This is a genomic window from Bacillus sp. FSL L8-0528, assembly GCF_038593085.1.
In the GTDB taxonomy this organism is placed as follows: domain Bacteria; phylum Bacillota; class Bacilli; order Bacillales; family Bacillaceae; genus Bacillus; species Bacillus paralicheniformis.
Map to the genome: position 1 here is coordinate 594351 of NZ_CP151961.1, position 20932 is coordinate 615282.

Consider the following 20932-nt stretch of genomic DNA (forward strand, 5'->3'; position numbering starts at 1 on the left):
GAAAAAATAATAAGATTACCTGATGGAATAAAATGTGCAACAAATCAAGTATGTTATAATCTGGGAGATCGAGGGGTTGAATTCGATTTAGTACCTATGATAACAAATTTGAAATGCCATTAATCGCCTATGCCCCATAATGTTTTACTCCGTTACTTCAAGTCGTCGTCTAACTAGTCCGCCATTTCTTTCCGATATCAGAATATGATGATGATTGTTTTATAAACACTACAACCATATAATAGAGTGAAAAAAGGATGGCGTATCATGCCGATCAATTCTTTTGAAAACTATCCGATGAGCTGGAAGCCATCGATTGATAAAACTGAAAAGCCCATTTACAAAGCACTTGCAAGGCAATTGGAGCAGGATATAGTAAACGGAGTTTTATTGCCTGGAACAAAACTTCCTCCTCAGCGGGAACTGGCTGATTATTTGGATTTAAATTTGAGTACCATTTCAAAGGCGTTTAAAGTGTGTGAGTTAAAGGGCTTGTTAAGTGCAACTGTTGGGAGCGGCACATTTGTATCGTATGATGCATTATCGAATGCGTATTTACTTGAGGATACAAAGCCAAAGCTCATTGAAATGGGCGCAACACTGCCGGATCATGCTTCTTACGAGCCGCTCATGCTCCATTTGAGCAGCATGCTGCAAGAGACAGATTATGAAAAATGGTTTGGTTATGGCCGGGCGGGCGAAAGCCTTTGGCAAAAGGATGCAGCTGTAAAGCTAATCCGAAGAGGCGGTTTTGAAACAACCGTTGATAACATTTTATTTGCAAATGGGGGACAAAATGCGATCGCTGCCGCATTGGCGGGTCTTTGTAAGCCTGGAGACCGCATTGGTGTTGATCATCATACGTACCCCGGATTAAAAACTGTTGCATCAATGCTAAGTGTGCAAATCGTACCGATAAAATCCGAGAACGGTGAAATGAAGCCGGAGTCACTTGAATATGCTTATAAAAATGAAAACATTGCAGGCCTTTATTTGATCCCGGATTATCATAATCCGACAGCGTCCTTTATGTCTGTAGAGAATCGAAAGATCATTGCAGAAATTGCAAAGAAGTATAATCTGTTTGTTATTGAAGATGCATCGTACCATCTTCTTGGCAAGAATCCACTTCCAGCACTTGCATCATTCGCGCCGGAACAGGTTATCCATATCGCAAGTTTATCTAAATCATTGGCACCGGGGCTGCGACTGGCGTATGTTGCAGTGCCTTGTCAATTTAAGGAGCCGGTTTCGAGGGCGCTTTATAATTTAAATATAACGGTTTCCCCGCTATTAGCAGAACTCGCTGCGCGCACGATTGTATCAAATCAATTTGAAGTCTTAATTGAGGGGCATCGTGAACAAACGATTCGCAGAAACCAAATCGTAAATCGATATTTTGCGGACTATACTTGTTTAGGTGTTGAAACAGGCATCTTTCGGTGGCTGTTGTTACCGGGTGGGATTACAGGTGCTGAATTTGAAAAATTAGCTGCTGAACATGGAGTCCAAGTGTATGCGGCTGAACGCTTCGTAGTTGGAAATAGTTGGCCGGAAAGGGCGGTAAGGGTTTCTGTATGTGCACCAGAAACGCTCGAAGAGCTGGAAAAAGGATTAATAATCCTTAAACGCTTGTTAAACGATCTTGCCTAATATTGTTCGCCATACAATTGCCATATTGTATGGTTTTTTTGCGCGTGTTATGATGATTCAAATCTAGTTGGAGGTTTATCAAGAAAGGCAGGTTAGATCATGCTGCACAAAGAAAGTGTAAAACCGTCAGACGTTCAATCAGCTTCATTACAAAGCTACATTGGTTCCCCGGAAAAACAAAAAACGTTATACAAGCGTACATTATTCGTTGTAAGTGTTTCACAAGTTTTTGGCGGTGCAGGGCTGGCGGCAGGAGTTACTGTCGGTGCACTTATTGCTCAGCAAATGCTCGGAACGGATGCTTACGCAGGGGTTCCGACAGCTTTATTTACTTTAGGATCAGCGGGGGCAGCCTTATTTGTAGGCAGACTTTCTCAGCGCTATGGTCGTCGAACAGGTCTTTCAGCCGGTTTTATGATTGGCGGACTTGGAGCAGTAGGAGTCATCATTGCAGCAATCATAAATAGTATTTTCTTGTTATTTGCTTCATTGCTTATTTACGGTGCCGGGACAGCGACAAATTTACAAGCTCGTTATGCAGGTACAGACTTGGCAAATCGTAAGCAGCGGGCGACTGCTGTCAGTGTGACGATGGTTATGACAACATTTGGCGCGGTGGCAGGTCCGAATTTAGTGAATGTGATGGGGGATTTCGCCCGTTCTATCGGTGTTCCGTCACTAGCGGGCCCTTTCATTTTAGCCGCGGCGGCATATATCTTAGCAGGTGTTGTCCTTTTCATCATGCTTCGTCCAGATCCACTAGTTATAGCAAGAACAATCGAATCGAGCAGGCAAGAGCCAAGTGATAAAGGCCATTTGACAAAAACTGAACACACAGAAAACAAAAGAGGCGTAATCGTTGGTGCAGCCGTTATGGTTCTTACCCAAATTGTAATGGTCGCTATTATGACAATGACACCGGTTCATATGAGACATCATGGACATAACTTGGGTGCTGTCGGTCTTGTTATTGGCTTTCATATAGGCGCCATGTATCTCCCTTCACTTGTTACAGGTGTTCTTGTTGATAAGTTGGGACGTACTGCAATGGCGATTGCATCTGGAACTACGCTGCTTCTGGCAGGCTTAATTGCAGCATTTGCACCGGGAGATTCTATGGTTCTTATCGTAATCGCTCTTTCTTTACTTGGACTAGGGTGGAATTTTGGTTTGATAAGCGGGACTGCACTGATTGTTGATTCAACTGAAACGGCCACACGGGCGAAAACACAAGGTACGGTGGATGTTCTGATTGCGTTGTCAGGAGCTGCCGGCGGAGCATTGTCCGGAATGATTGTGGCAGGCTCAAGTTATCTAACATTATCACTTACTGGAGGGATTTTATCCTTATTACTCATTCCTGTGGTGGCATGGTCTCGTGGCGGCAAAAGTTAAGCCGGATGCATTCAATTCGGGAGTTCAAGACAAATTCATTTGGTATGAGATGTACACCAAAAGGTCGATCCGAAGAGTTTAACTTAGTATAAATCCCTCATTCGTTTCCGATAAGACGACATTCATATTGCTTGAACAGTACCATTTTATGCCCAAAATGCAAATTTCAAATACCTGAAATAACAAGCTTTTGTAACTGACAAAATACTTTCACTTTTATTGAAGTCCTAATGGGGATACCCCCGTGAAGGTTCAAGTCTCTCGGCCGCATCATCGGAATACCAAGGGTTTATGAGCCCTTGGTATTTTTTATTTTCTTTCGTTTTCTTTGTTTTTAACTGCTTTGTAAAAGGTCGAATAACAAGGAGGCGCAAAATGGGGAAATTCTCAACTTATTTATTGAAAGTTTGGCTCGCAATACCTAGATGGTTCAGAAGTTTACTTTAAGTGCAATCTCCATATATGTTTTATGGTCATTGTTCATTAAAGGAGTGAAAAATATATTTAGATTATCTCTCTCTTCCTTGATTGTAAGTCTAATAGCATCCGGAATCATATTGATGATTTTCAATAAAAGTTCTGTGAAAAAGTAGGGACTGGCATTAAAAACATTCTTTATCGTCATGTACGAGCGTCTGTAAAGCGGCCTAGTACTTTTCCAGCAAACGGCATAAACAAATGAAGGACCAGCCCTCCTAAACAAACGGTTAATAAAGTTCCGATGCCAATCGGTCCTTTTAACATGACGGCCGCTGTCAAGAAGACGAGGTAAATGATGGTTCTCGAAACAAATATATTGGTTCTCGTTAATTCTTTTATGATGAATGTGAATCGATCAATTGGCATCGGAGCAAAATTTGTGTATAAGTATGTCGCGGTTCCTAATCCTGTAACAACCAAGCCGATTCCAAAACAAATCATTTTGCTCCACCATTGTTCTGGTGTTACAAAAAAGTGCAGCATAAAAAGCCACATATCAATGCCGATACCCGTTATAAACGCTGTTAGCATCCCCGAAACTTCCGGTCTTTGTCTTTTTAAAAAAGAATTGCAGCCTATGAATAGCAAAGCAATGATGACTTCCCAACTTCCCACAGTAAGCCCCGCATGTATGGACAGTCCCACCAAAAGTGCGTCAAAAGGTGAAACGCCAAGATCTGATTGAATCGTGAAAGCAATCCCAAGGGTTAAGATTAAAATTCCGAATACATAAAAAACATATTTCACTTTAATCGACCTCTTTATTTTTATTGCAAATACAACAAAATTTCGATATATTTAATGTACGGCATTTATATTGCATTTGCAACAAAAAATAAGTTTGAAAGGAGTTTATGATGAAGGATATTCTTCGTGAAATTGGAATGATTGCCCGGGCATTGGATTCTATAAGCAATATCGAATTTAAAGAACATGACCTGACAAAAGGGCAATATTTGTACCTTGTCCGAATATGCGAAAACCCGGGAATCATTCAGGAGAAGTTAGCTGAAATGATTAAAGTAGATCGGACAACCGCAGCCCGTGCCATAAAAAAACTTGAAATGAAGGGCTTTATTGAACGGAGAGATGATGAACATAACAAAAAAATTAAAAAACTCTTTCCGACGGAAAAGGGGAATGAGGTATTTCCTTTTATAAAAAGAGAAAATGATCATTCGAATCGTGTGGCATTAGAGGGGTTTTCCGAGGGGGAAGCGGAGACCATCTTCAATCTTCTTCAAAGAGTAAGAAAAAATGTAGAAAAAGACTGGGAGTTCGTGAAAAAAGGGAACAAGAGAAATTATTGACGGCATAAAGGAGCGGCAGATTGAAATGACAGTAAAGATAAAAAAGTGCACCCTTGAAGACTTAATCAAACTTCAAGAAATGAGTTATGAAACGTTTAATGAGACATTTAAAGATCAGAATTCTCCAGAAAATATGAAAGCCTATTTGGAAAAGGCATTTCACTTAAAACAATTAGAAAAAGAACTGGCCAACAGCGCTTCGCAATTCTTTTTTGTTTATTGTAACAATGAAGCCGCTGGATATTTAAAGGTCAATACTGATGAGGCCCAAACTGAAAAAATGGGTGATGAATCACTTGAAATTGAGAGAATTTATATCAAGAACGAGTTTCAAAAACATGGGCTTGGCAAATATCTGTTCAATAAAGCTTTGGAAATTGCAAAGGAACTGAATAAAAAGAAAATCTGGCTGGGCGTATGGGAAAAAAACGAAAATGCGATTGCTTTTTATAAGAAAATGGGGTTTGTGCAAACCGGTGCCCACTCTTTTTATATGGGTGATGAAGAGCAAACGGACTTTATCATGACCAAAACACTCCTATAACTTTTCTAAAAGGAGGATGACGATGTATATTCCAAAATATTTTAAAGTCGATAATGTTAATGAAATTTTGGATTTTGTTCAAAAAAACTCTTTTGGCACGATCGTTACGACAGAACAGGGGAAGCCAATTGCCACTCATTTGCCCTTGGGGTTCAATAAAAAAGGTGATGATTACTATATCACCGGCCATGTCGCTTATGGAAATCCGCAATGGAGAACTTTTGAAACCTGTCAAGATGTGCTTGTTATGTTTCAGGGTCCGCACTCATACATTTCTTCTTCCTGGTATGCGCAAGAAGAAGTGCCAACATGGAATTATCAAGCCGTCCATATATACGGTCAAGCAAGCATTTTAGAGAGAGATGAATTAATAGAAGAATTAACAGTCATGATGGAAAAATACGAGAAGCATCGAGAACATCCAATTTTATGGGATAACCTTTCTCCTCAACTATTAGAAAATCAACTGAAAGCGATTGTCGGGTTTAAGATTCGGGTGGGAAACATTCAGGCTGCATATAAATTAAGTCAGAACCGAAGTGATACAGACTATATGAACATCATTGATCAATTGCAAAATGAAGGAGATCCCAATGCGGAGCAATTGGCGGCAGTCATGAAAAAGAGGCTTGAAAATTAAATATAAATCCACCTTCAACCCCATGCAGGAATTAAAGGTCGCCGTCATTTATGCAGCATCTTAAAGATCGAGCGGGAAATGAAAAGGCAGGCCGAATGGTTTGCTTTTTTGATGTTGTGCAGAGTTGTCTATTGTGAAAAGGTCGAATCAACCTAAGGGGGGATAACCCCGCGGAAGTTCGAGTTCTTTCGGCCGCACTATCAGAATACCAAGGGTTTATGAGCCCTTGGTATTTATTTCTTCCTCTTGATTCTAGTGAGCAACATGTGAATGTAACATTACAGGCGATATGGAGAGTTTCGACTCCATTATTTTGTTGTTGTCCAGTTTATGAAATTATTGATTTAAAATGGGGATTTCACTAAGCAATTTCTTCAAATGAATAGAATCCCACGGCAAATGCTCGGTTATACCTAATCCAACTACATCCGTTTCGGAAGAGAGTTCTTTCAGAAGATAAAGCAGGTGAGGCATTTGCATTGTTCCCTCAGGAGAAAAATATACAGGTGCTTCAGGATTGGCGAATAATAAAGAACGAAACGCCTTCGGATCAAGCACGTCTAAATCAAGGTGTATTGCCAGATACTTGATGTTGCTTTCGTTTATCCATTCTTTTATAGATTCGGTACTGGTCATTAACTCTTTAGTTCCGGCAGTTCTAATTCCAAGTCTTTGAATCACTTCAATGTCTGGTTCTGTGAAAACTATACCCTGTCTTTGAAGTTCTTTTGATATCACGTTTGTTTCTTCTTCTGTAGGAGCTGCTAATCCCGCAATAAAGACATTTTCAGGTTTAAGAGGAATTTTCACATGTTTTGCGAACTCCTCATCTCCTTCCCCCAAAAGATTTCCGAGCGGTAATGTATGTCCGTTATCATATCCGACATATCTGACTAAATCGCTGTGAGCGTCAATCCAAATTAACCCCAAGTCCCCGCCGTATCTTTCGTTTAAATAAGCAAATGGTGCTTGTTCGACTAAGCAGTCACCGCCAAACATGACAATGCGATCCGGCTTATGAGCATGAATGAGATGCTGAGCAGCCTCCAATTGTTCCAGCAGTTGTTTTCTCCCGTTTATCCCGTTTTCGTTTTCAAGCGGAGTCCCATCATAAGCTTGAACCGGAACATGAATAAGGGGCTGATCATTTTCAGGAGCCAGCCAAGCAAGCAGTTCCGCTCCAAAAGAATAGTTGGGATTGTTTCCCCCTTGCCATTGCGGCATCAACAGACGTATCGTTTTTTTAGCCATGTTATCGTCTCCTTTACTTCAAAGTAAGGTTAGTATAAAATGAGCGCAAACAAAAAAATAGTACGCACTTTAATGACAGGTACTATCCAAAAGGAGAGCGTAAATATGAGTATGGCTGAATATAAAGGCAAAGTTAAAAATATTCAAGATACACCTTTTGGCTACACATTGTCCGTGATCGGCGGCAAATGGAAAATGGTTATTATTTACCTCCTCGCGGAAAATCAACCGGTGCGCTTTAATGAGCTGAAAAGACAAATAGGGGCTATTACTTATAAAACATTGAGCTCACAACTTAAAGAATTGGAAGCGGATGGTCTGGTGAAACGGAAAGAGTACCCTCAAGTTCCCCCAAAGGTCGAGTACAGTCTCACTGGTAAAGCGGAATCACTATTGCCGGTTTTAGAAGGGTTATGTGAATGGGGTTTAAAAAACCAATAAAGTTAAGGTTTTATTCATCTTGGAGAGGGAAGAATCCAAAAACTTCGTTCGATTGCCGACAATCCTTTTGTCTGGCCGGAAATGTCCATAAACATTAGGGCCTTTATTTGTTATTCACCAGTTGCTAAAACGGGGTGCTTGCAATATAACCGAATGTTCCAAGTCTAAAAGGGTTACCTTAATTCAAGGCAAAGAGCGGTTTTGCAGCAGCCGTCTTACCAAAATGACATGACTGAACTTTTTAACTTAAAAATTTATTATGGTATATTTAAATATAACGTAAAATTTGAAATGAGGAATGGCATGAATAAAATCGAAAAACATAAGAAATTTAAAGCGAAAATGATTTTCAAAGTTATAATGGTCATGATCGGAGGAATCATAGCGGCATATGGATTGGAAACAGTGCTGATTCCAAACAATGTATCTGATGGCGGAGTGACAGGACTCAGCATTGTTGGTTCACAACTGTTTGACTTGCCGCTTGGGATACTTATCGCGGCTTTAAACATCCCGTTTGTCTGGCTGGGATATAAGCAAATCGGGAAAAGCTTTGCGTTATTATCGATTATCGGAATCGCATCACTTGCAGCAGGTACAAGTTTTATGCACCACACTCCGGCTATAATCGAAGGGGACACCTTGTTAGTCACTGTTGTCGGAGGGATCATCCTTGGTTTTGGAATGGGGCTGGCGCTGCGTAATGGCGGAGCATTGGACGGAATTGATATGCTTGCTGTGCTGTTATCGCGCAAATTGCCATTTGGAACGAGCGATCTCATTCTATTCTTTAACCTTTTTGTGTTTATTTTTGTTTCCGCTGTATTTGGCTTGCAAGGGGCATTGCTATCAGTCATCGCCTACTACATTGCGTCCAAAGTCATTCATGTTGTCGAGGAGGGGTTAAGCGGTTCTAAAACCTTTCAAATTATTACAACAGAACCTGAGTTGATGGTGGAGACAATTCGTGATCAATTGGGCCGAAGTGCTACATATAAAGAAGCTTACGGTGGTTTTTCCCACGAAAAGTTTAAAGAAATTACATGTGTCATCAATCGCTTAGAAGACACCAAATTAAAGGAAATCATTAATGAAGTTGATAAAAATGCTTTTGTCACTGTATATGACGTAGCTGAAGTTAAGGGCAGTAATTTTAGAAAGCCTAATATTCATTAATTAGGGATTTCCTAAGAAAAAACATACCAAATCTTGTTGGTATGTTTTTTTATATCATGTGGGTTTCCGGACAATTTGCTAATGCTGGACAGGCATGTGCCAGGGCAAAGATATACGGTTCTTACTCAATTTATTAAGAGTACTTTTTTGCCGATCTTTGCCGATTTCCGAACGGCGTCTAACAACCGGTGCAGTTTGACAGCGTCATGAAAGTTTGGGGTTTGGCTTTTATGTTCAAATATATCTTCCGCCAAAATAGTATAGGCAGTTTCAACATAGCCTTTTGCACCATTATCCTTCACTGGGGATATTTTCACTTCTTCAGAATAAACATCTTCAGCATTTAACAAATCATGAGGATGCGTAATCTTTTTGACTTTGAGATTGCCAAATTGTACGTGTCCTGAGGAATGATGCTGTGTTAAACGCAAAACACCTTTTTCCCCTCTAATCTCTAATTGAAAAGCTGGATAAACTCCGCCCTGAATATGGACAGAGGCCGAAGCGCCATTAACGAGCGTCCCCTGGATTAAAATTTGGTCAGCTGTGTTTTTTGGTATCTTTATCCCTGTTTCTTGTATGACGGCTTCTGTATAATGGCTGTTCATTGCAGCTGATAGTTCTTTAAAATCACCCAGGATATAACAAAGAACATCAAGCGAGTGACCACCGTTGATTGTAAGAAGGTTCGCCCCATTTTCTCTTTTTAAAAGGTAACTGCTTTTTTCATCTGTTATTCCTCCCTTTCCTTGTGTTGCTACCTGCATCGTGCAGGAGATGACTTTGCCGATCTCCCCCTCTTTGATTGCCCGCTTTAAATAATTGACTTCTGGAGATTGCCTTCCCTGTAATCCAATCGCATGATGAATGTTTGCGTCATCTGCCAATTTTGCCAGTTTTTCAGCCTGCACAGTATCTATGCCTAAAGGCCATTCACAATATATATGTTTATTTTCTTCTATGGCTGCAAGCGAAGCTTCATAATGGAAAGGAACCTTTATACTAACGACTACCAAATCAACATCTTTTGATTGCGCTAATTCCTTATAATCTGTAAAAGCAGAGGAAGCCTTAAGCATCATAGCACTTTTTTTTGCGGTTTCCATTTTTGATGTTCCAATCGCCGTTATTTGATAAAAAGGATTTTCCTTCAATACCGGAATATGTGTTTGACTAGCCCATTGATTATTCAAAGATCCGCCTATAATCCCTACTTTTATCACGTCGTTCTTCATTAGCTATCCCTCCAAAACTCTTTAAACCGAGTATAATTAAAATTAGAGATCATTTTAAATGTTAAGTTATGATGGTTATATCACTTTTTTTGATGGGAGTTGAAATATGAATGGATATTGAAAACATGAAAGCTTTTGTTTCAGTGGCGGAATTAAAAAGCATATCTGCTGCTGCAATTAAACTGAATCACCTTCAATCCAATATGACTGCAAAAATAAAAAAAATCGAAACTCATTATCATCAACAACTGTTTGTCAGAAATTCAAAAGGAGTAAAACTAACGAAAGAGGGAGAAAAATTATATCATCAATACAAGAAAATATTGTTCGTTTGGGAAGAAACCGAAAACATCATGAAAAAACACGATGAAAAACTCCGTATTGGCACGATGATATCTGTCGGTGGAACTCAATTCTCAAGTGCGTTAAATAAACTTTATCATACATATCCTGATTTATCGGTAACATTAAAAACAGGTTCAACAGAATATATTGAAAATCAAGTTCTTCTTGGAAAAATTGATGTTGCTTATACGATTGGATCGCTAAACAATAAAAAAATAAGTTATAAAAAAGTGGGATATGAAGAATTGGTTATCATAGGCCAAGGTATAGATCAATATACGAGATTTGATGATTATATAAGCGGAAAAAACGTACTTGTATTATCAGATAAGTGCTTGTATCTCTCATTATTACGTAATATTTTTAAAGATTTGAACATTCAACAGGGGGAAATCATTGAAGTGGGCGACCCGGAATCCTTAGTGCAATTTGCAATGATGGGTATGGGGATTTCCTTAGTATCAAAGCGCATAGCAAGTCGCTACAATATCCATCATTATTTAGAAGTTCCATCACCTTATAGATACGTCGATTTATATTTCATTACACGACTAAATCATAAATTTACACCTATAGAAAAACAGTTTATTGAATTAAATAACTCGTTTAGCGACATTATTGAAGGAATGTAAGGTTGATAAAAAAGTTACGCTCTCTTCAAAGCCGATTTTCCTTGCACTAAGGAATCGGCTTATTTGCTTATCACATTTTCAGGTATTGGTTTCTTGGTAAAATTGTATATATTTTATCAGTTCTGCGATGCCTTTCAATTGATTTAATAGTTGGTTATTCAAATTTTGTAAAGCCAACTGAAAGGAATGTTCGATTTTGCCATAGTTTTGTGTGTCCAATTCATATAATAAACTCTTCATATTTTCTATATAATAAACGGTTTTTCTCAAGCTGCTGATAACCAGTATTTTACGCAGTTCAGATATTGAAAACATTCTATAGCCGTTTTCTTTATTTCTTTCTGAATGGACTAAACCTTCATGTTCCCAATGACGGATCGCTGAAGTATTCACGCCCGCTATTTTTGCAGCCTCTCCAATATTCATATATTCTTTTAATTTAACATTTTTATATTTAGCAAAATCGGCATTTTGTATCATCGTTAGTATTTCTTCGACCCTCTGTTTCTCCGCTTGAATATGAAATTGCTGTTCATTAACCAGCCAAAGGGCTTCTTCAACTTTTGCATTTTTACTCATTCTCATAACTTCGTAAACAATGGGTATGTCATATCCTTTTAATAAAGCTCTAATGGTGGTAAAAGCTTGGAAGTGTATCGGTGTATAGAAACGGTGATTACTTTTCGTTCTTGGGACAACAGGAATAAGACCTTGTTCTTCATATCTTCTCAAAGTGGTGGTGCTAACCTTTAAGATATTTGCCATTTGTTTAGGGGTGTATGTCTTCATTTACTGTTAGCTCCTTTTTAAAGTAAAACCTTCAAGTGCTACAATAACATACTTCAAACGAATCCCCTATATATAAAGGGCGGGAAGCAGAAATCCGAAAGATTGCATGAATGTTATATGATGATTGTATAAACAGTTCAGGAGTGGTGAAAATGGAAAAAAACATAAAACTGACCGATCAATCAGAGATAAACGTTGGCTTAGCCGGGAACCCCGACTCTCCAGCAATCATGCTTCCCGTTGCTAAAGAATCTGTATATGGACAAGAAGCTGAAAACTTAAAGTTATGGGGAGTAGACCCTGAATCAGGAAAACATTTTGTCGAGGAACTCATGGACAAGTTTCAGGTTTTATATTTCGACTACGAAGGACATCGTCTGCAACAGCCGAATCCAGAGAGCCTCACACCTGAAAGCATAGTGAAAGATCTACTCACAATTGCTAATGAAATGAACGTTAAAAAGTTTAGCTATTATGGATACTCTTGGTTGGCTTTAGTTGGTTTACAATTAGCCATTCGGACAGACAGGTTAGAAAGCTTGATCATGGGTGGGTTTCCGCCAATAGATGGTCCATATAAAGAAATGATGGTAGTGACAAATCAAACATACGAACAAACATTAAGTAAACAACATTCTTCTGTTATTGATGAACAAAACCTTATCAGTCCAGAAAAGGTTGATTGGGATAACATACAAGTAAGAATCGGCACGAATCAAACAAAACAGTTTGTTACAATGTACGAAAATTTGATGGAATTTGATGATCGGAGCATTCAACATAAATTAGAGATTCCGAGATTGGCGTTTGCTGGGGAAAAAGACACAATTGTTTATGGAGAAAACTTCGGCAATGTAACAGTTGATATTATCGGTATACTTCAAAAAAACAAACAAGAATTAGAACACCTTGGATGGGATATAAAAATCTTAAGCGGAAATGATATGGATCACACAAAAGCTATGCAGCCTGTAACGGTTCTGTCATTGATAAAACCCTGGTTGGTTAAAAATTTGAATATAACCCGTTAAATGACAGACCACTTCAAGATAGGGAACTTTGGAGCTGATTTTTTCAAGACTTATTAAGAAATTGGAGAAGGGCGGCTTCTAAGCTTTTTGCCGCCACAAAATCCGAATATCCTTTACTGTTTTTAGCAAGTTTCTTTTGAGAAATAAGAGTTTAAAACATCATAAACAATCGGCAAAGAAGTAAATCCGTCAGTTTCTAAAAAGTGACCCCCGTGTTGAACTTCGTAAAGCTTAGCGTCAATTTGTTGCGCCAGATCGTTGCTCCATGCAAATGGCACAATTTGATCGTCTCTAGAGGCAATGACAGCACGATGCTTAGCTGACTGAATGATGTTTTGAAAATCAAACGATTCCTCGGTAAATTCATCTAACATCTTTAAATCGGGCAGTGACTTGGCAAAGCCGGAAACGAGCAGGATTCCGCCAAGTGGTTGCTGCAATTGCGTTTGTTCCAAAAACCTCAAAACGGCGGCGCACCCCAGGCTGTGGGCAACCAGATAAGTATGTTCATTTAATGTGTGCTTATTTAAAGAGAGCGTATCAACCCAATCTTTAAGCCTTGGCTGGTGAGGATCAGGCATGTCTAAAACGTCTGCGTGTATTCCGTCTGCAAGCAGACGTTTTTTCAGCCAAGGAAACCAGTGGTTGGTTGAGGAAGCTCTGTAGCCATGAATGATATAAATTTGTTTTGTCATCCTGTTCTCCTTATCAATGATTTTTATTCAGTATAAAATTCCTCCCGTCGGGAAACAAGTACGCACTTTTTTGTAAGTATTTTTCACTCATAAGGCAAGCCTTCTCTTTGTCCCCATCTGCACATTTCATCTATGAGAGGGTACAAAGACAGTCCTCTGTCTGATAACGAATACTCCACTCTGAGGGGATTTTGAGAAATCTCCACCCGGTTAATCAGACCGTCAGCTTTCAACTCCTTCAGCTGGGAGCTTAACATTTTATGGGTGATTAACGGAATAGCCCGTTTAAGCTCCCCGTATCTCATCGTTTTTTCACATGCCAGCTCATAGAGGATTCTCATTTTCCATTTACCTCCTATAAGAGATAAGGTGTATTCAAACGGAGCTTGTTTGCTGCGGCATAAGGTATTCATGGGAATCAAACCTCCTTTTTTAAGATCATAACAAAAATAAATATTGAGCCTGGCTTATACATGAATAGCAAAAGATTCACTTGTTTTCCTTATTTTGTTGATGAGATGTGATATGATACAAAAAAGGAAGCGGATTTCTTCTGAAAAAGGGCGGGAATACTTTTGCGCGAATTTGCACCTCAAGTTTTTCAAACGACAGGGATTATTGGTTTTATTTTAGCTTTTGTCCAGATCCCAATCGGCTGGTTTATCGGATTTTTCTTTTCCGGTTTGTTCTTCATGATGTTGAAATCAAACAATGAAAAATCGGGAACCTTCAACGTGATGGCTAGAGCCGCGTGTTTCTTGTATTCATTTCATTGTTTGTTTACGCAAGTGTTATGACTGAATATAAAACAAAAATAAAAGCAGGCTGATGTCTGCTTTTATTTTGTATATCTGTCTAACCGGCATCCCCACAAACGAAAAGCGGCTGACGCTCTTATGCGTTTTCACCGCTAAGAATCGCAACCGGGCGCGCCCAGCCGGCAGACGCTTTTTCAACTTTTACCGGAAAAGCCATGACATAAAATCCGGTGGAAGGCAATTGATCGAGGTTGGCGAGCTTTTCAATTTGGCAGTAAGGGATGGTGCTTCCTGAATAATGACCTTCCCAAATAATCGACGGGTCTTTTTCCTGTTCAAAGCGCTTGGCGGTTATGCTGAATGGAGCGTCCCAGCTCCAAGCGTCAGTTCCGACAAGGCGCACGCCGCGTTCCGTTAAAAATAGAGTTGCTTCACGCCCCATCCCGCAGCCGCTGTGCAGGTAATCGTTTTGTCCGTATTTAGCGCCAGCCGACGTATTCACAAGAACAATATCGCCGGGCGCAAGGTTATGATTGATGCGGTGAAGCTCTTGTTCGATTTCTTCAGGGGTCACGATATGCCCGTCTTTCAAATGTCTGAAATCCAGCTTAACGCCAGGGCCATGAAACCAGTCAAGCGGCACTTCATCAATCGTCATCATCCGCTTGCCGTCGTCTGTAACAGAACGGTAATGGTATGGAGCGTCTATATGCGTTCCGGCATGCGTGGACATCTTCACTTTTTCCAGCGACCAGCCTTCTCCCCCGGGAAGATCTTGCGAAGAAAGGCCGGGAAAGCTCAGGACCATCTGTTTGGCTCCTTGCTTATGATCCGCATATTCGATTTCAGGGACAAACCCCGGCGGGTCAGAAGGAATATCACCTCTTAACGATACCGACAAATCTACAATTTGATTGATTTTCATCTGTTTTCCCCTTTCTGCCTAAGCGGCTGACCATTGAAATTGTAGGCGATCAAGCTGTTATCTTTTTTATTTTACATGATGAGCCATACAAAAAGCCTGCAGAACATTCTGCAGGCGATTCGCATTTTTCTATACTTGCTGCGACTTAGGTTTCCTCAGCTTGTAAATCGCGATCAGTATGATAAACCAAACCGGCGTGACAAATAAGGCAACCCGGGTGTCGTGGGCCAGTGCAAGTACAATGAGGATAAACGCAAGAAAACCGAGAACCACATAATTTGAAAACGGGTAAAGCGGCATCTTGAATTTGTTTGTTTTCGCTAAATCCGGTCTTGTTTTGCGGTATTTCAAATGGCAGATGACGGTGATTCCCCAAATAAAGATGAAGCAGATCGTCGAGATGCTCGTAATCAGCGTAAACACTTGTTCAGGCATGATATAGTTCAGCATGATGCCAATCAGAATCACGACCGCTGAGAAAAACAACGCATTGCTCGGCACTTTGCGGGAGGTCAGTTTGGTCATAGCGCCGGGTGCATTATGTTCTTTCGCAAGCGAGTATATCATCCGGCTCGTGCTGAAAACCGCGCTGTTGCTTGCCGAAGCTGCCGATGTCAGCACCACAAAATTGATGATGCTTGCAGCCGCAATGATGCCGACCGCTGCAAAGACTTGGACGAACGGACTCTCATTAGGATTGATGACATTCCACGGATAGATGCTCATGATCACAAGGAGCGCACCGATATAAAAAAGCAAAACACGGACGGGGATATTGTTGATCGCTTTAGGAATGACTTTTTCCGGATCTTTCGTTTCCCCCGCTGTCAGTCCCACAAGTTCGAGGTAGTTTGCGTGGAAGTAGACTGATCCTTCTTTTTGTAACCAGATTTTTATACAATGGTCGTTGTTAATTCATCATATTTGGTTCGGATTAAGAAGCGGGAATGAATCCGTCCGTAAGTATTGTCATACCTGTGTACAATGCTGCAAAATACATATCCGTCTGTTTGGACAGCGTGCTGAGGCAAACCCTTGAAATTGTTGAAGCCATTGTCATCGATGACGGTTCTCGCGATTTCAGCAGAGACATCATTCAAAAGTATGCCGCAAAAGATGACAGAATTATTCCGGCTTTCCGGAAAAACGCAGAAATCGTACCCGGCCTGTTTTTAATGGGAAAGGTTTTGTCATTGAGGGCTTAAAATGCCAAGCTGCTGCGCTCGTTCGCTTTCGTGATACAATATAGGCATTGAGAGAGCATGATGTTTTAGGAGGAACAAAAGCTGAACAAAAGGAAATTTCAACGCAGTCAATCGGTTTTTTCGACAATGCTGATCGTCATCGCGGTGTATGTTCTGTATACCTTGTTTGAAAATTTAATTCTTGATCCGCAATCAACAGCTTTTCTCAGCCATAAATCTCACCTGCGGGACTCCTTTCATCTCCCGGTCTGGCTGAAGGTGATGTATGTTCACGTTGTTGCCGCTTGTTTAGCGATGGCTTCGGGCGCTGTCAACTTCTCCAGCGCCTTGTTGACCAAAAGCCGCAACATCCACCGTTTTAACGGCTGGGTCTACATCGTTTGCGTGATGATTGTAACGCTGTCGTCAGGCTATATGGCACCGCATTCTACCGGAGGGAAGGCCGTCAGCATAGCCTTTAACATGGTGAATATGTATTGGCCTGCCGCCACGGTTATTTCCGTCATCAAAGCCCGGCGAAATCAGTTTAGCAAGCACCGGAATTGGATGATTCGCAGCTATCTATTCTGTTTTACCAATATGTTCATTCATTTGATTACTTTCGTGTGCCATAAAGGACTCGGCCTGATATATGACATCAGCTACACGATAGGCGTTTTCGGAGCGATTGTGCTCTGCATCGCGTTGGCCGAATGGATCATTCGGTTCGCCTTTAAAAAGCCAGCGCAAATTTTTCATGCAAATCACAGGGGCTTTTAAGCCCCTGATCTTTTTCCTGAGGCCTCCATATATTGACTGAAGGGATCAAGGAGGCGAGTATTCTCATTGAATACGGGAAAGGATCGTGAAGCCGTTTTGTTTTTGCTTGAGCTGTTTGATTCAGCTCATAGAGTAACAGAAAAAGTGATCTGGCTCACAGTTTTCATCACGCACCTCATGTAAAGTAAATGATAGTTTTTTTGCCGGCGAAAATAAAGAAAAACAGGGGATGAGTCAACCGATGAAAAGAACAGATTTGCCTTTAGTGTATTCGTGCTCCGGGTGTTCCTCGGCCGCGCAAACGGCCAACATGATTGCCATTAAAATGGATCGGGAGAAAACGGCCGAAATGTCGTGCATTGCCGGAGTCGGCGGCGATGTGAAACCGCTTGTCAATACAGCAAAATCCGGGCGGGATATCATTGCGATTGACGGCTGCCCTTTATGCTGCGTCAAGAGCTGTTTAGCTAAGCATGATGTTCAGCCAAAACATCATTTTGTATTATCGGATTTTAACGTGCCGAAGAAAAAAGGAGCAGATCCCGACCCTGTCCTTTATATGAATGCGTATGAACAAATTTTGCAGCTCTTAAAATGCTAGGCCTTTTGGAAATGTTTATTTAGGGTGCTGTTTAGAGTATCAATGAACGAATGCAATTGATTTGAAAATCGAATGCCGATTACAGGCCATACGCTTCCTGCGAACGGCGGATTGATTAAAAATACCGAGGGTTTCATCCCTTGGTATTTTTGTTGTTAAATCTTCTAAAAACCATGTCCAGCCTTTCGGCAAATTCCTCCGGGTATAAAACGCATCCCACATGATTGCCTGGAAAATCGACCACTTTCGTTTTCAAATGACCAGCCAATGCTTCTGCATACTTGTACGGGAGACAGCCTTTTGAATCAATGCCGCCGGCAGGTACGACTGTAACTGATGAAGCTTTAAGCCTGCCGATGTCAGGTGAATATTCTCTTAAACCCGGCACCTCGGACAGGATAAAATAGTCAATGTTGGCCCTGAGCTGCTCCGTCCGGGATTTTGGACGCTCCGGCTGGGCTGTGGACGTAATGCCCATCGCTTTCGCGAATGCTTCTAAAGCCTGTAATCCGCTTCGTTTGTATTGTTTTTCAAGGTTCTCCAAGCTTTCGAACCCTTTGGTGCGGTCACTGCCGGCCAACAATTGCGGAATCGGAGGCTCGTGTGCGACCAACATGCGAATTTGTTCAGGATGGCGGATGGCAAGATCAAGGCCGATGACCGCGCCGGAGCTGCAGCCGAATACATAGGCCGGTTCATCCGTCAGAGCGGCCAGCAGCCGGCTCGCATCATCGCCGTGTACGGAAACCTGGTACTTTTCGTTCGGATCTTCCAGCCTGCTGCGGGAATGCCCGCGGCGGTCGTATGTGACGACCGTGTAACGGTCGGATAGGCGGTCTGTAATCGGGTATGATTCTGCATCGCCATTGCCCCCGTGAATCATAAGCAAGACAGGCCCCGAGCCGCGCACTTCGTAGTAGAGCTTTGCTCCGAGTACTTCCAATACACCGTGTTTCATGACAATATTCTCCTCTCGTTGCATGATCACTTTTACATTACATGACGGAGAAAGCATAGAAAATGCAGAAAATAGCTAATAAACAAACTCGCCATATTAAAAAGCACCGATCACAAGGATCAGTGCTCCAGTTTATTTTGTGTAAACGATTTTTTTCATCGTTTCGATGGAAAGATGATGTTCCGCTGCTAAGTGCTCAATCGTTTCGCCATTTTTAAAGGCCTTTTTTATCGCAGTGTTGCGATCATCGATCAGCTTTCTTGCTCCTGAACGTGCACCCCATTTTTTGTAGGCGGATTCAGTCTTGGGAATATAGATCGTTTCCCCTTGAACATACTTTTGAATTTCCGATATCAGCTTTTCAGGTAGTACAGCGGCAGCCTTTACGTATGCCATGTTTGCCAGCTCCTTATTCCTTTGATTGCAAAATAAGGGGCAAAGCCGATTGCCAGAAAAGCTTACTCTCAGGCGATTTTATTTGTCCACCCCATGCAAAGTATCGCCTTTTCTGATAACAGGCTTTGCATGAGACGCTGCATGATCCGGCATTCTGATGCTTGCCATGTGATCACCCCCTTCGAATTTGCTATTCATTATAAATGAAATCCAGATTGCCGGCACTTGATGATAAAATATTTTTAAAAAAGATGACCAGTCCGCAAACTATTTTTCCTACTCCCGCGTCTATCCTAATGTAACAGCCGTATATACGTATATTCGAAAAAGGAGTTCTTTATTGCAATGAAGAAACAAGCAGCCAGAGCGTCTCTTGTCGCTTGCATAACAGACCGGAAAGAAGACTTTTACCGGCTGGCGTACAGCTATGTGAAAAATCAAGAAGACGCCTTAGATATTGTCCAGGAATCAATTAAAAAAGCGCTCGATTCCGTCGATTCTGTTCGCAATCCGGATACGATCAAAAGCTGGTTTTACAAAATTTTGGTGCGGACGGCAATCGATTTTTTGCGCAAACGGAAAAAACTAAAGGTTATGGATGATCAAACGATCGAATTTTTAAGCAAGGGCAAGGAAGATACCTACCGGGATACAGATCTTCATGAGGCGCTTGACGAGTTGCCGCATCCCTACCATACCATTATTGTTCTGCGATTTTTTGAGGATCTCAAACTGGAAGAGATTGCGGAAATCACAGGCGAAAACTTGAATACGGTCAAAACGCGCCTTTACAGAGGATTGAAGCTTATGCGCATCCAATTGACGAAGGAGGATCTTTCTTAATGGAAAAGAAATTGGAACAGCTGAGAAAAGCATATCAAAACGTCCCCATTCCGAAGGAACTAGATCAGGTTGTCGAAACCGCGCTTCAGCATAAACCGAAGAAGAAGAGAAGGCTGGTGGTATGGCCCGCATCAACGCTTGTCGCGGCGGCTGTTCTATTGGCTGCCGTCGTGAATATTAATCCCGGAGCAGCCCAGGCCATGTCGCGCTTACCCGTCATCGGCAAGGTCGTTAAGGCCATCACATTCACCGAGATCAAACAGAAAGATGGAGAATCGAGTATTGACGTAAAAACACCGGCTCTGTCCGGCTTAAATAACCGGGAGCTTGAAAATGGCATTAACGAGAAATATGTAAAGGAAAGCCATCAGCTTTACCGGGAATTCATGAAGGAGACGTCCCGGAATAAAAAAGGGCATCTCAGCATCTACAGCGATTATGAGACAGTCACGGATACGAAGGATTTGATTTCGATTCGGCGAAGCGTCGAAAGAACGGAAGCGTCCAGCTATACCGAACGGCGCTATATCACCATTGACAAAAAGAATGAAATCCTGCTTACCTTGAAGAGCTTGTTTAAAGACGACCGGTATATTACGGCCATCAGCGAAAACATTAAAGAACAAATGAAACAGCAAATGAAAGATGATCCTGATAAAATATATTGGATCAATGACGAGGAAGTCGAGCCATTCAAACGAATCAAGGCCGACCAAAATTTTTATATTACAGAGAATCATAAACTGGTGATTTCGTTTGACGATTATGAAGTCGCACCCGGATATATGGGCGCGGTAGAGTTTGAAATTCCGACTAAAGCGATTTCGAGCCTGCTGATCGGCGACCGCTACATCCGCTAGTCAAAAAATC

Annotated in this window: 24 protein-coding genes; 14 read left to right on the forward strand and 10 right to left on the reverse strand. The window is 41.2% G+C overall.

Features of this window, described 5'->3' with window-relative positions:
* Nucleotides 1-267 precede the first annotated feature (267 nt).
* Nucleotides 268-1653, forward strand: a complete 1386-nt coding sequence (locus MHI30_RS02985; RefSeq protein WP_065643232.1) for a PLP-dependent aminotransferase family protein — start codon at nt 268-270, stop codon at nt 1651-1653.
* Nucleotides 1654-1749: 96 nt separating this feature from the next.
* Entirely contained in the window at nt 1750-3048 is a 1299-nt protein-coding gene (locus MHI30_RS02990) for an MFS transporter (protein ID WP_130627115.1), read from the forward strand.
* Nucleotides 3049-3669: 621 nt separating this feature from the next.
* On the opposite strand, the gene MHI30_RS02995 is transcribed toward MHI30_RS02990, so the two are convergent.
* A complete protein-coding gene (locus MHI30_RS02995) occupies nt 3670-4275 on the reverse strand; it encodes a YitT family protein (protein ID WP_075753992.1) in 606 nt (201 codons plus the stop codon).
* A gap of 110 nt (nt 4276-4385) precedes the next feature.
* Here MHI30_RS02995 and MHI30_RS03000 point away from each other — a divergent pair, with 110 nt between their 5' ends.
* Genes MHI30_RS03000 through MHI30_RS03010 form a run of 3 tightly spaced genes read left to right on the forward strand, consistent with a single transcriptional unit; the run spans nt 4386 to nt 6022 of the window.
* A complete protein-coding gene (locus tag MHI30_RS03000) occupies nt 4386-4838 on the forward strand; it encodes a MarR family transcriptional regulator (RefSeq protein WP_065643228.1) in 453 nt (150 codons plus the stop codon).
* A 25-nt stretch (nt 4839-4863) separates the two neighbouring features.
* Nucleotides 4864-5382 carry a GNAT family N-acetyltransferase gene (locus MHI30_RS03005; protein ID WP_075753994.1) on the forward strand — a complete coding sequence of 173 codons (519 nt, stop codon included), beginning with the start codon at nt 4864-4866 and terminating at the stop codon, nt 5380-5382.
* A 22-nt stretch (nt 5383-5404) separates the two neighbouring features.
* Complete coding sequence (locus MHI30_RS03010) at nt 5405-6022, forward strand: FMN-binding negative transcriptional regulator (protein ID WP_065643226.1); 618 nt, start codon at nt 5405-5407, stop codon at nt 6020-6022.
* A gap of 336 nt (nt 6023-6358) precedes the next feature.
* Here MHI30_RS03010 and MHI30_RS03015 read toward each other — a convergent pair whose 3' ends face one another.
* On the reverse strand, nt 6359-7273 hold the full coding sequence (locus tag MHI30_RS03015) for an arginase family protein (RefSeq protein ID WP_075753996.1): 915 nt from the start codon (nt 7271-7273) through the stop codon (nt 6359-6361).
* Between the two features lie 105 nt (nt 7274-7378).
* On the opposite strand from MHI30_RS03015, the gene MHI30_RS03020 reads away from it, so the two are divergent.
* Together MHI30_RS03020 and MHI30_RS03025 are read left to right on the forward strand one after the other, a co-directional pair.
* The gene (locus MHI30_RS03020; RefSeq protein ID WP_065643224.1) at nt 7379-7714 is read left to right on the forward strand and encodes a helix-turn-helix domain-containing protein; all 336 of its coding nucleotides are present in this window, start codon (nt 7379-7381) and stop codon (nt 7712-7714) included.
* 303 nt (nt 7715-8017) lie between these two features.
* Nucleotides 8018-8890, forward strand: coding sequence for a YitT family protein (locus tag MHI30_RS03025; RefSeq protein WP_025810048.1), 873 nt, complete (start codon nt 8018-8020; stop codon nt 8888-8890).
* A gap of 125 nt (nt 8891-9015) precedes the next feature.
* Here MHI30_RS03025 and MHI30_RS03030 read toward each other — a convergent pair whose 3' ends face one another.
* A complete protein-coding gene (locus MHI30_RS03030; RefSeq protein WP_075753998.1) occupies nt 9016-10125 on the reverse strand; it encodes a Gfo/Idh/MocA family oxidoreductase in 1110 nt (369 codons plus the stop codon).
* A 110-nt stretch (nt 10126-10235) separates the two neighbouring features.
* On the opposite strand from MHI30_RS03030, the gene MHI30_RS03035 reads away from it, so the two are divergent.
* Complete coding sequence (locus MHI30_RS03035; RefSeq protein WP_065643222.1) at nt 10236-11102, forward strand: LysR family transcriptional regulator; 867 nt, start codon at nt 10236-10238, stop codon at nt 11100-11102.
* Nucleotides 11103-11180: 78 nt separating this feature from the next.
* Here the strand turns inward: MHI30_RS03035 and MHI30_RS03040 are convergent, their stop codons facing one another.
* A complete protein-coding gene (locus MHI30_RS03040; protein ID WP_065643221.1) occupies nt 11181-11891 on the reverse strand; it encodes a MerR family transcriptional regulator in 711 nt (236 codons plus the stop codon).
* Nucleotides 11892-12043: 152 nt separating this feature from the next.
* Here MHI30_RS03040 and MHI30_RS03045 point away from each other — a divergent pair, with 152 nt between their 5' ends.
* The gene (locus MHI30_RS03045) at nt 12044-12922 is read left to right on the forward strand and encodes an alpha/beta hydrolase (protein ID WP_075754000.1); all 879 of its coding nucleotides are present in this window, start codon (nt 12044-12046) and stop codon (nt 12920-12922) included.
* Nucleotides 12923-13044: 122 nt separating this feature from the next.
* On the opposite strand, the gene MHI30_RS03050 is transcribed toward MHI30_RS03045, so the two are convergent.
* The 4 genes from MHI30_RS03050 to MHI30_RS03065 all read right to left on the reverse strand — a co-directional run bounded on the left by MHI30_RS03050 (nt 13045) and on the right by MHI30_RS03065 (nt 16215).
* The gene (locus tag MHI30_RS03050; RefSeq protein WP_075754002.1) at nt 13045-13617 is read right to left on the reverse strand and encodes an alpha/beta hydrolase; all 573 of its coding nucleotides are present in this window, start codon (nt 13615-13617) and stop codon (nt 13045-13047) included.
* 83 nt (nt 13618-13700) lie between these two features.
* Nucleotides 13701-14030: a winged helix-turn-helix transcriptional regulator gene (locus MHI30_RS03055; RefSeq protein WP_075754004.1), complete on the reverse strand. Its 330-nt coding sequence runs from the start codon at nt 14028-14030 to the stop codon at nt 13701-13703.
* Between the two features lie 481 nt (nt 14031-14511).
* Nucleotides 14512-15300, reverse strand: a complete 789-nt coding sequence (locus tag MHI30_RS03060) for a cyclase family protein (RefSeq protein WP_075754008.1) — start codon at nt 15298-15300, stop codon at nt 14512-14514.
* A 129-nt stretch (nt 15301-15429) separates the two neighbouring features.
* Entirely contained in the window at nt 15430-16215 is a 786-nt protein-coding gene (locus MHI30_RS03065; protein ID WP_256700725.1) for an amino acid permease, read from the reverse strand.
* 32 nt (nt 16216-16247) lie between these two features.
* Here MHI30_RS03065 and MHI30_RS03070 point away from each other — a divergent pair, with 32 nt between their 5' ends.
* From MHI30_RS03070 to MHI30_RS03080, 3 genes are all read left to right on the forward strand, one after another.
* Nucleotides 16248-16505, forward strand: coding sequence for a glycosyltransferase family 2 protein (locus MHI30_RS03070; protein WP_075754009.1), 258 nt, complete (start codon nt 16248-16250; stop codon nt 16503-16505).
* 126 nt (nt 16506-16631) lie between these two features.
* Complete coding sequence (locus tag MHI30_RS03075; RefSeq protein ID WP_075754011.1) at nt 16632-17264, forward strand: DUF2306 domain-containing protein; 633 nt, start codon at nt 16632-16634, stop codon at nt 17262-17264.
* A 241-nt stretch (nt 17265-17505) separates the two neighbouring features.
* Entirely contained in the window at nt 17506-17865 is a 360-nt protein-coding gene (locus MHI30_RS03080) for a putative zinc-binding protein (RefSeq protein WP_065643214.1), read from the forward strand.
* 133 nt (nt 17866-17998) lie between these two features.
* Here the strand turns inward: MHI30_RS03080 and MHI30_RS03085 are convergent, their stop codons facing one another.
* Together MHI30_RS03085 and MHI30_RS03090 are read right to left on the reverse strand one after the other, a co-directional pair.
* Nucleotides 17999-18823: an alpha/beta hydrolase gene (locus MHI30_RS03085; RefSeq protein ID WP_237562701.1), complete on the reverse strand. Its 825-nt coding sequence runs from the start codon at nt 18821-18823 to the stop codon at nt 17999-18001.
* Between the two features lie 132 nt (nt 18824-18955).
* On the reverse strand, nt 18956-19219 hold the full coding sequence (locus MHI30_RS03090; protein WP_065643213.1) for a CD3324 family protein: 264 nt from the start codon (nt 19217-19219) through the stop codon (nt 18956-18958).
* Nucleotides 19220-19564: 345 nt separating this feature from the next.
* Between MHI30_RS03090 and MHI30_RS03095 the strand changes: the two genes are divergently transcribed.
* Together MHI30_RS03095 and MHI30_RS03100 are read left to right on the forward strand one after the other, a co-directional pair.
* Nucleotides 19565-20062, forward strand: a complete 498-nt coding sequence (locus MHI30_RS03095; RefSeq protein WP_075754015.1) for an RNA polymerase sigma factor — start codon at nt 19565-19567, stop codon at nt 20060-20062.
* Complete coding sequence (locus MHI30_RS03100; RefSeq protein WP_075754017.1) at nt 20062-20922, forward strand: DUF3298 and DUF4163 domain-containing protein; 861 nt, start codon at nt 20062-20064, stop codon at nt 20920-20922. Before MHI30_RS03095 ends, MHI30_RS03100 begins: the two co-directional genes overlap by 1 nt.
* The last annotated feature ends 10 nt before the right edge of the window (nt 20923-20932 follow it).

Coding starts and splice junctions, on each gene's coding strand:
- MHI30_RS02985 (WP_065643232.1), top strand. CDS start 268: ATGCCGATCAATTCTTTTGAAAACTATCCGATGAGCTGGAAGCCATCG.
- MHI30_RS03000 (WP_065643228.1), top strand. CDS start 4,386: ATGAAGGATATTCTTCGTGAAATTGGAATGATTGCCCGGGCATTGGAT.
- MHI30_RS03005 (WP_075753994.1), top strand. CDS start 4,864: ATGACAGTAAAGATAAAAAAGTGCACCCTTGAAGACTTAATCAAACTT.
- MHI30_RS03010 (WP_065643226.1), top strand. CDS start 5,405: ATGTATATTCCAAAATATTTTAAAGTCGATAATGTTAATGAAATTTTG.
- MHI30_RS03015 (WP_075753996.1), bottom strand. CDS start 7,273: ATGGCTAAAAAAACGATACGTCTGTTGATGCCGCAATGGCAAGGGGGA.
- MHI30_RS03020 (WP_065643224.1), top strand. CDS start 7,379: ATGAGTATGGCTGAATATAAAGGCAAAGTTAAAAATATTCAAGATACA.
- MHI30_RS03025 (WP_025810048.1), top strand. CDS start 8,018: ATGAATAAAATCGAAAAACATAAGAAATTTAAAGCGAAAATGATTTTC.
- MHI30_RS03030 (WP_075753998.1), bottom strand. CDS start 10,125: ATGAAGAACGACGTGATAAAAGTAGGGATTATAGGCGGATCTTTGAAT.
- MHI30_RS03035 (WP_065643222.1), top strand. CDS start 10,236: ATGGATATTGAAAACATGAAAGCTTTTGTTTCAGTGGCGGAATTAAAA.
- MHI30_RS03040 (WP_065643221.1), bottom strand. CDS start 11,891: ATGAAGACATACACCCCTAAACAAATGGCAAATATCTTAAAGGTTAGC.
- MHI30_RS03045 (WP_075754000.1), top strand. CDS start 12,044: ATGGAAAAAAACATAAAACTGACCGATCAATCAGAGATAAACGTTGGC.
- MHI30_RS03050 (WP_075754002.1), bottom strand. CDS start 13,617: ATGACAAAACAAATTTATATCATTCATGGCTACAGAGCTTCCTCAACC.
- MHI30_RS03055 (WP_075754004.1), bottom strand. CDS start 14,030: ATGAATACCTTATGCCGCAGCAAACAAGCTCCGTTTGAATACACCTTA.
- MHI30_RS03060 (WP_075754008.1), bottom strand. CDS start 15,300: ATGAAAATCAATCAAATTGTAGATTTGTCGGTATCGTTAAGAGGTGAT.
- MHI30_RS03070 (WP_075754009.1), top strand. CDS start 16,248: ATGAATCCGTCCGTAAGTATTGTCATACCTGTGTACAATGCTGCAAAA.
- MHI30_RS03075 (WP_075754011.1), top strand. CDS start 16,632: ATGCTGATCGTCATCGCGGTGTATGTTCTGTATACCTTGTTTGAAAAT.
- MHI30_RS03080 (WP_065643214.1), top strand. CDS start 17,506: ATGAAAAGAACAGATTTGCCTTTAGTGTATTCGTGCTCCGGGTGTTCC.
- MHI30_RS03085 (WP_237562701.1), bottom strand. CDS start 18,823: ATGAAACACGGTGTATTGGAAGTACTCGGAGCAAAGCTCTACTACGAA.
- MHI30_RS03090 (WP_065643213.1), bottom strand. CDS start 19,219: ATGGCATACGTAAAGGCTGCCGCTGTACTACCTGAAAAGCTGATATCG.
- MHI30_RS03095 (WP_075754015.1), top strand. CDS start 19,565: ATGAAGAAACAAGCAGCCAGAGCGTCTCTTGTCGCTTGCATAACAGAC.
- MHI30_RS03100 (WP_075754017.1), top strand. CDS start 20,062: ATGGAAAAGAAATTGGAACAGCTGAGAAAAGCATATCAAAACGTCCCC.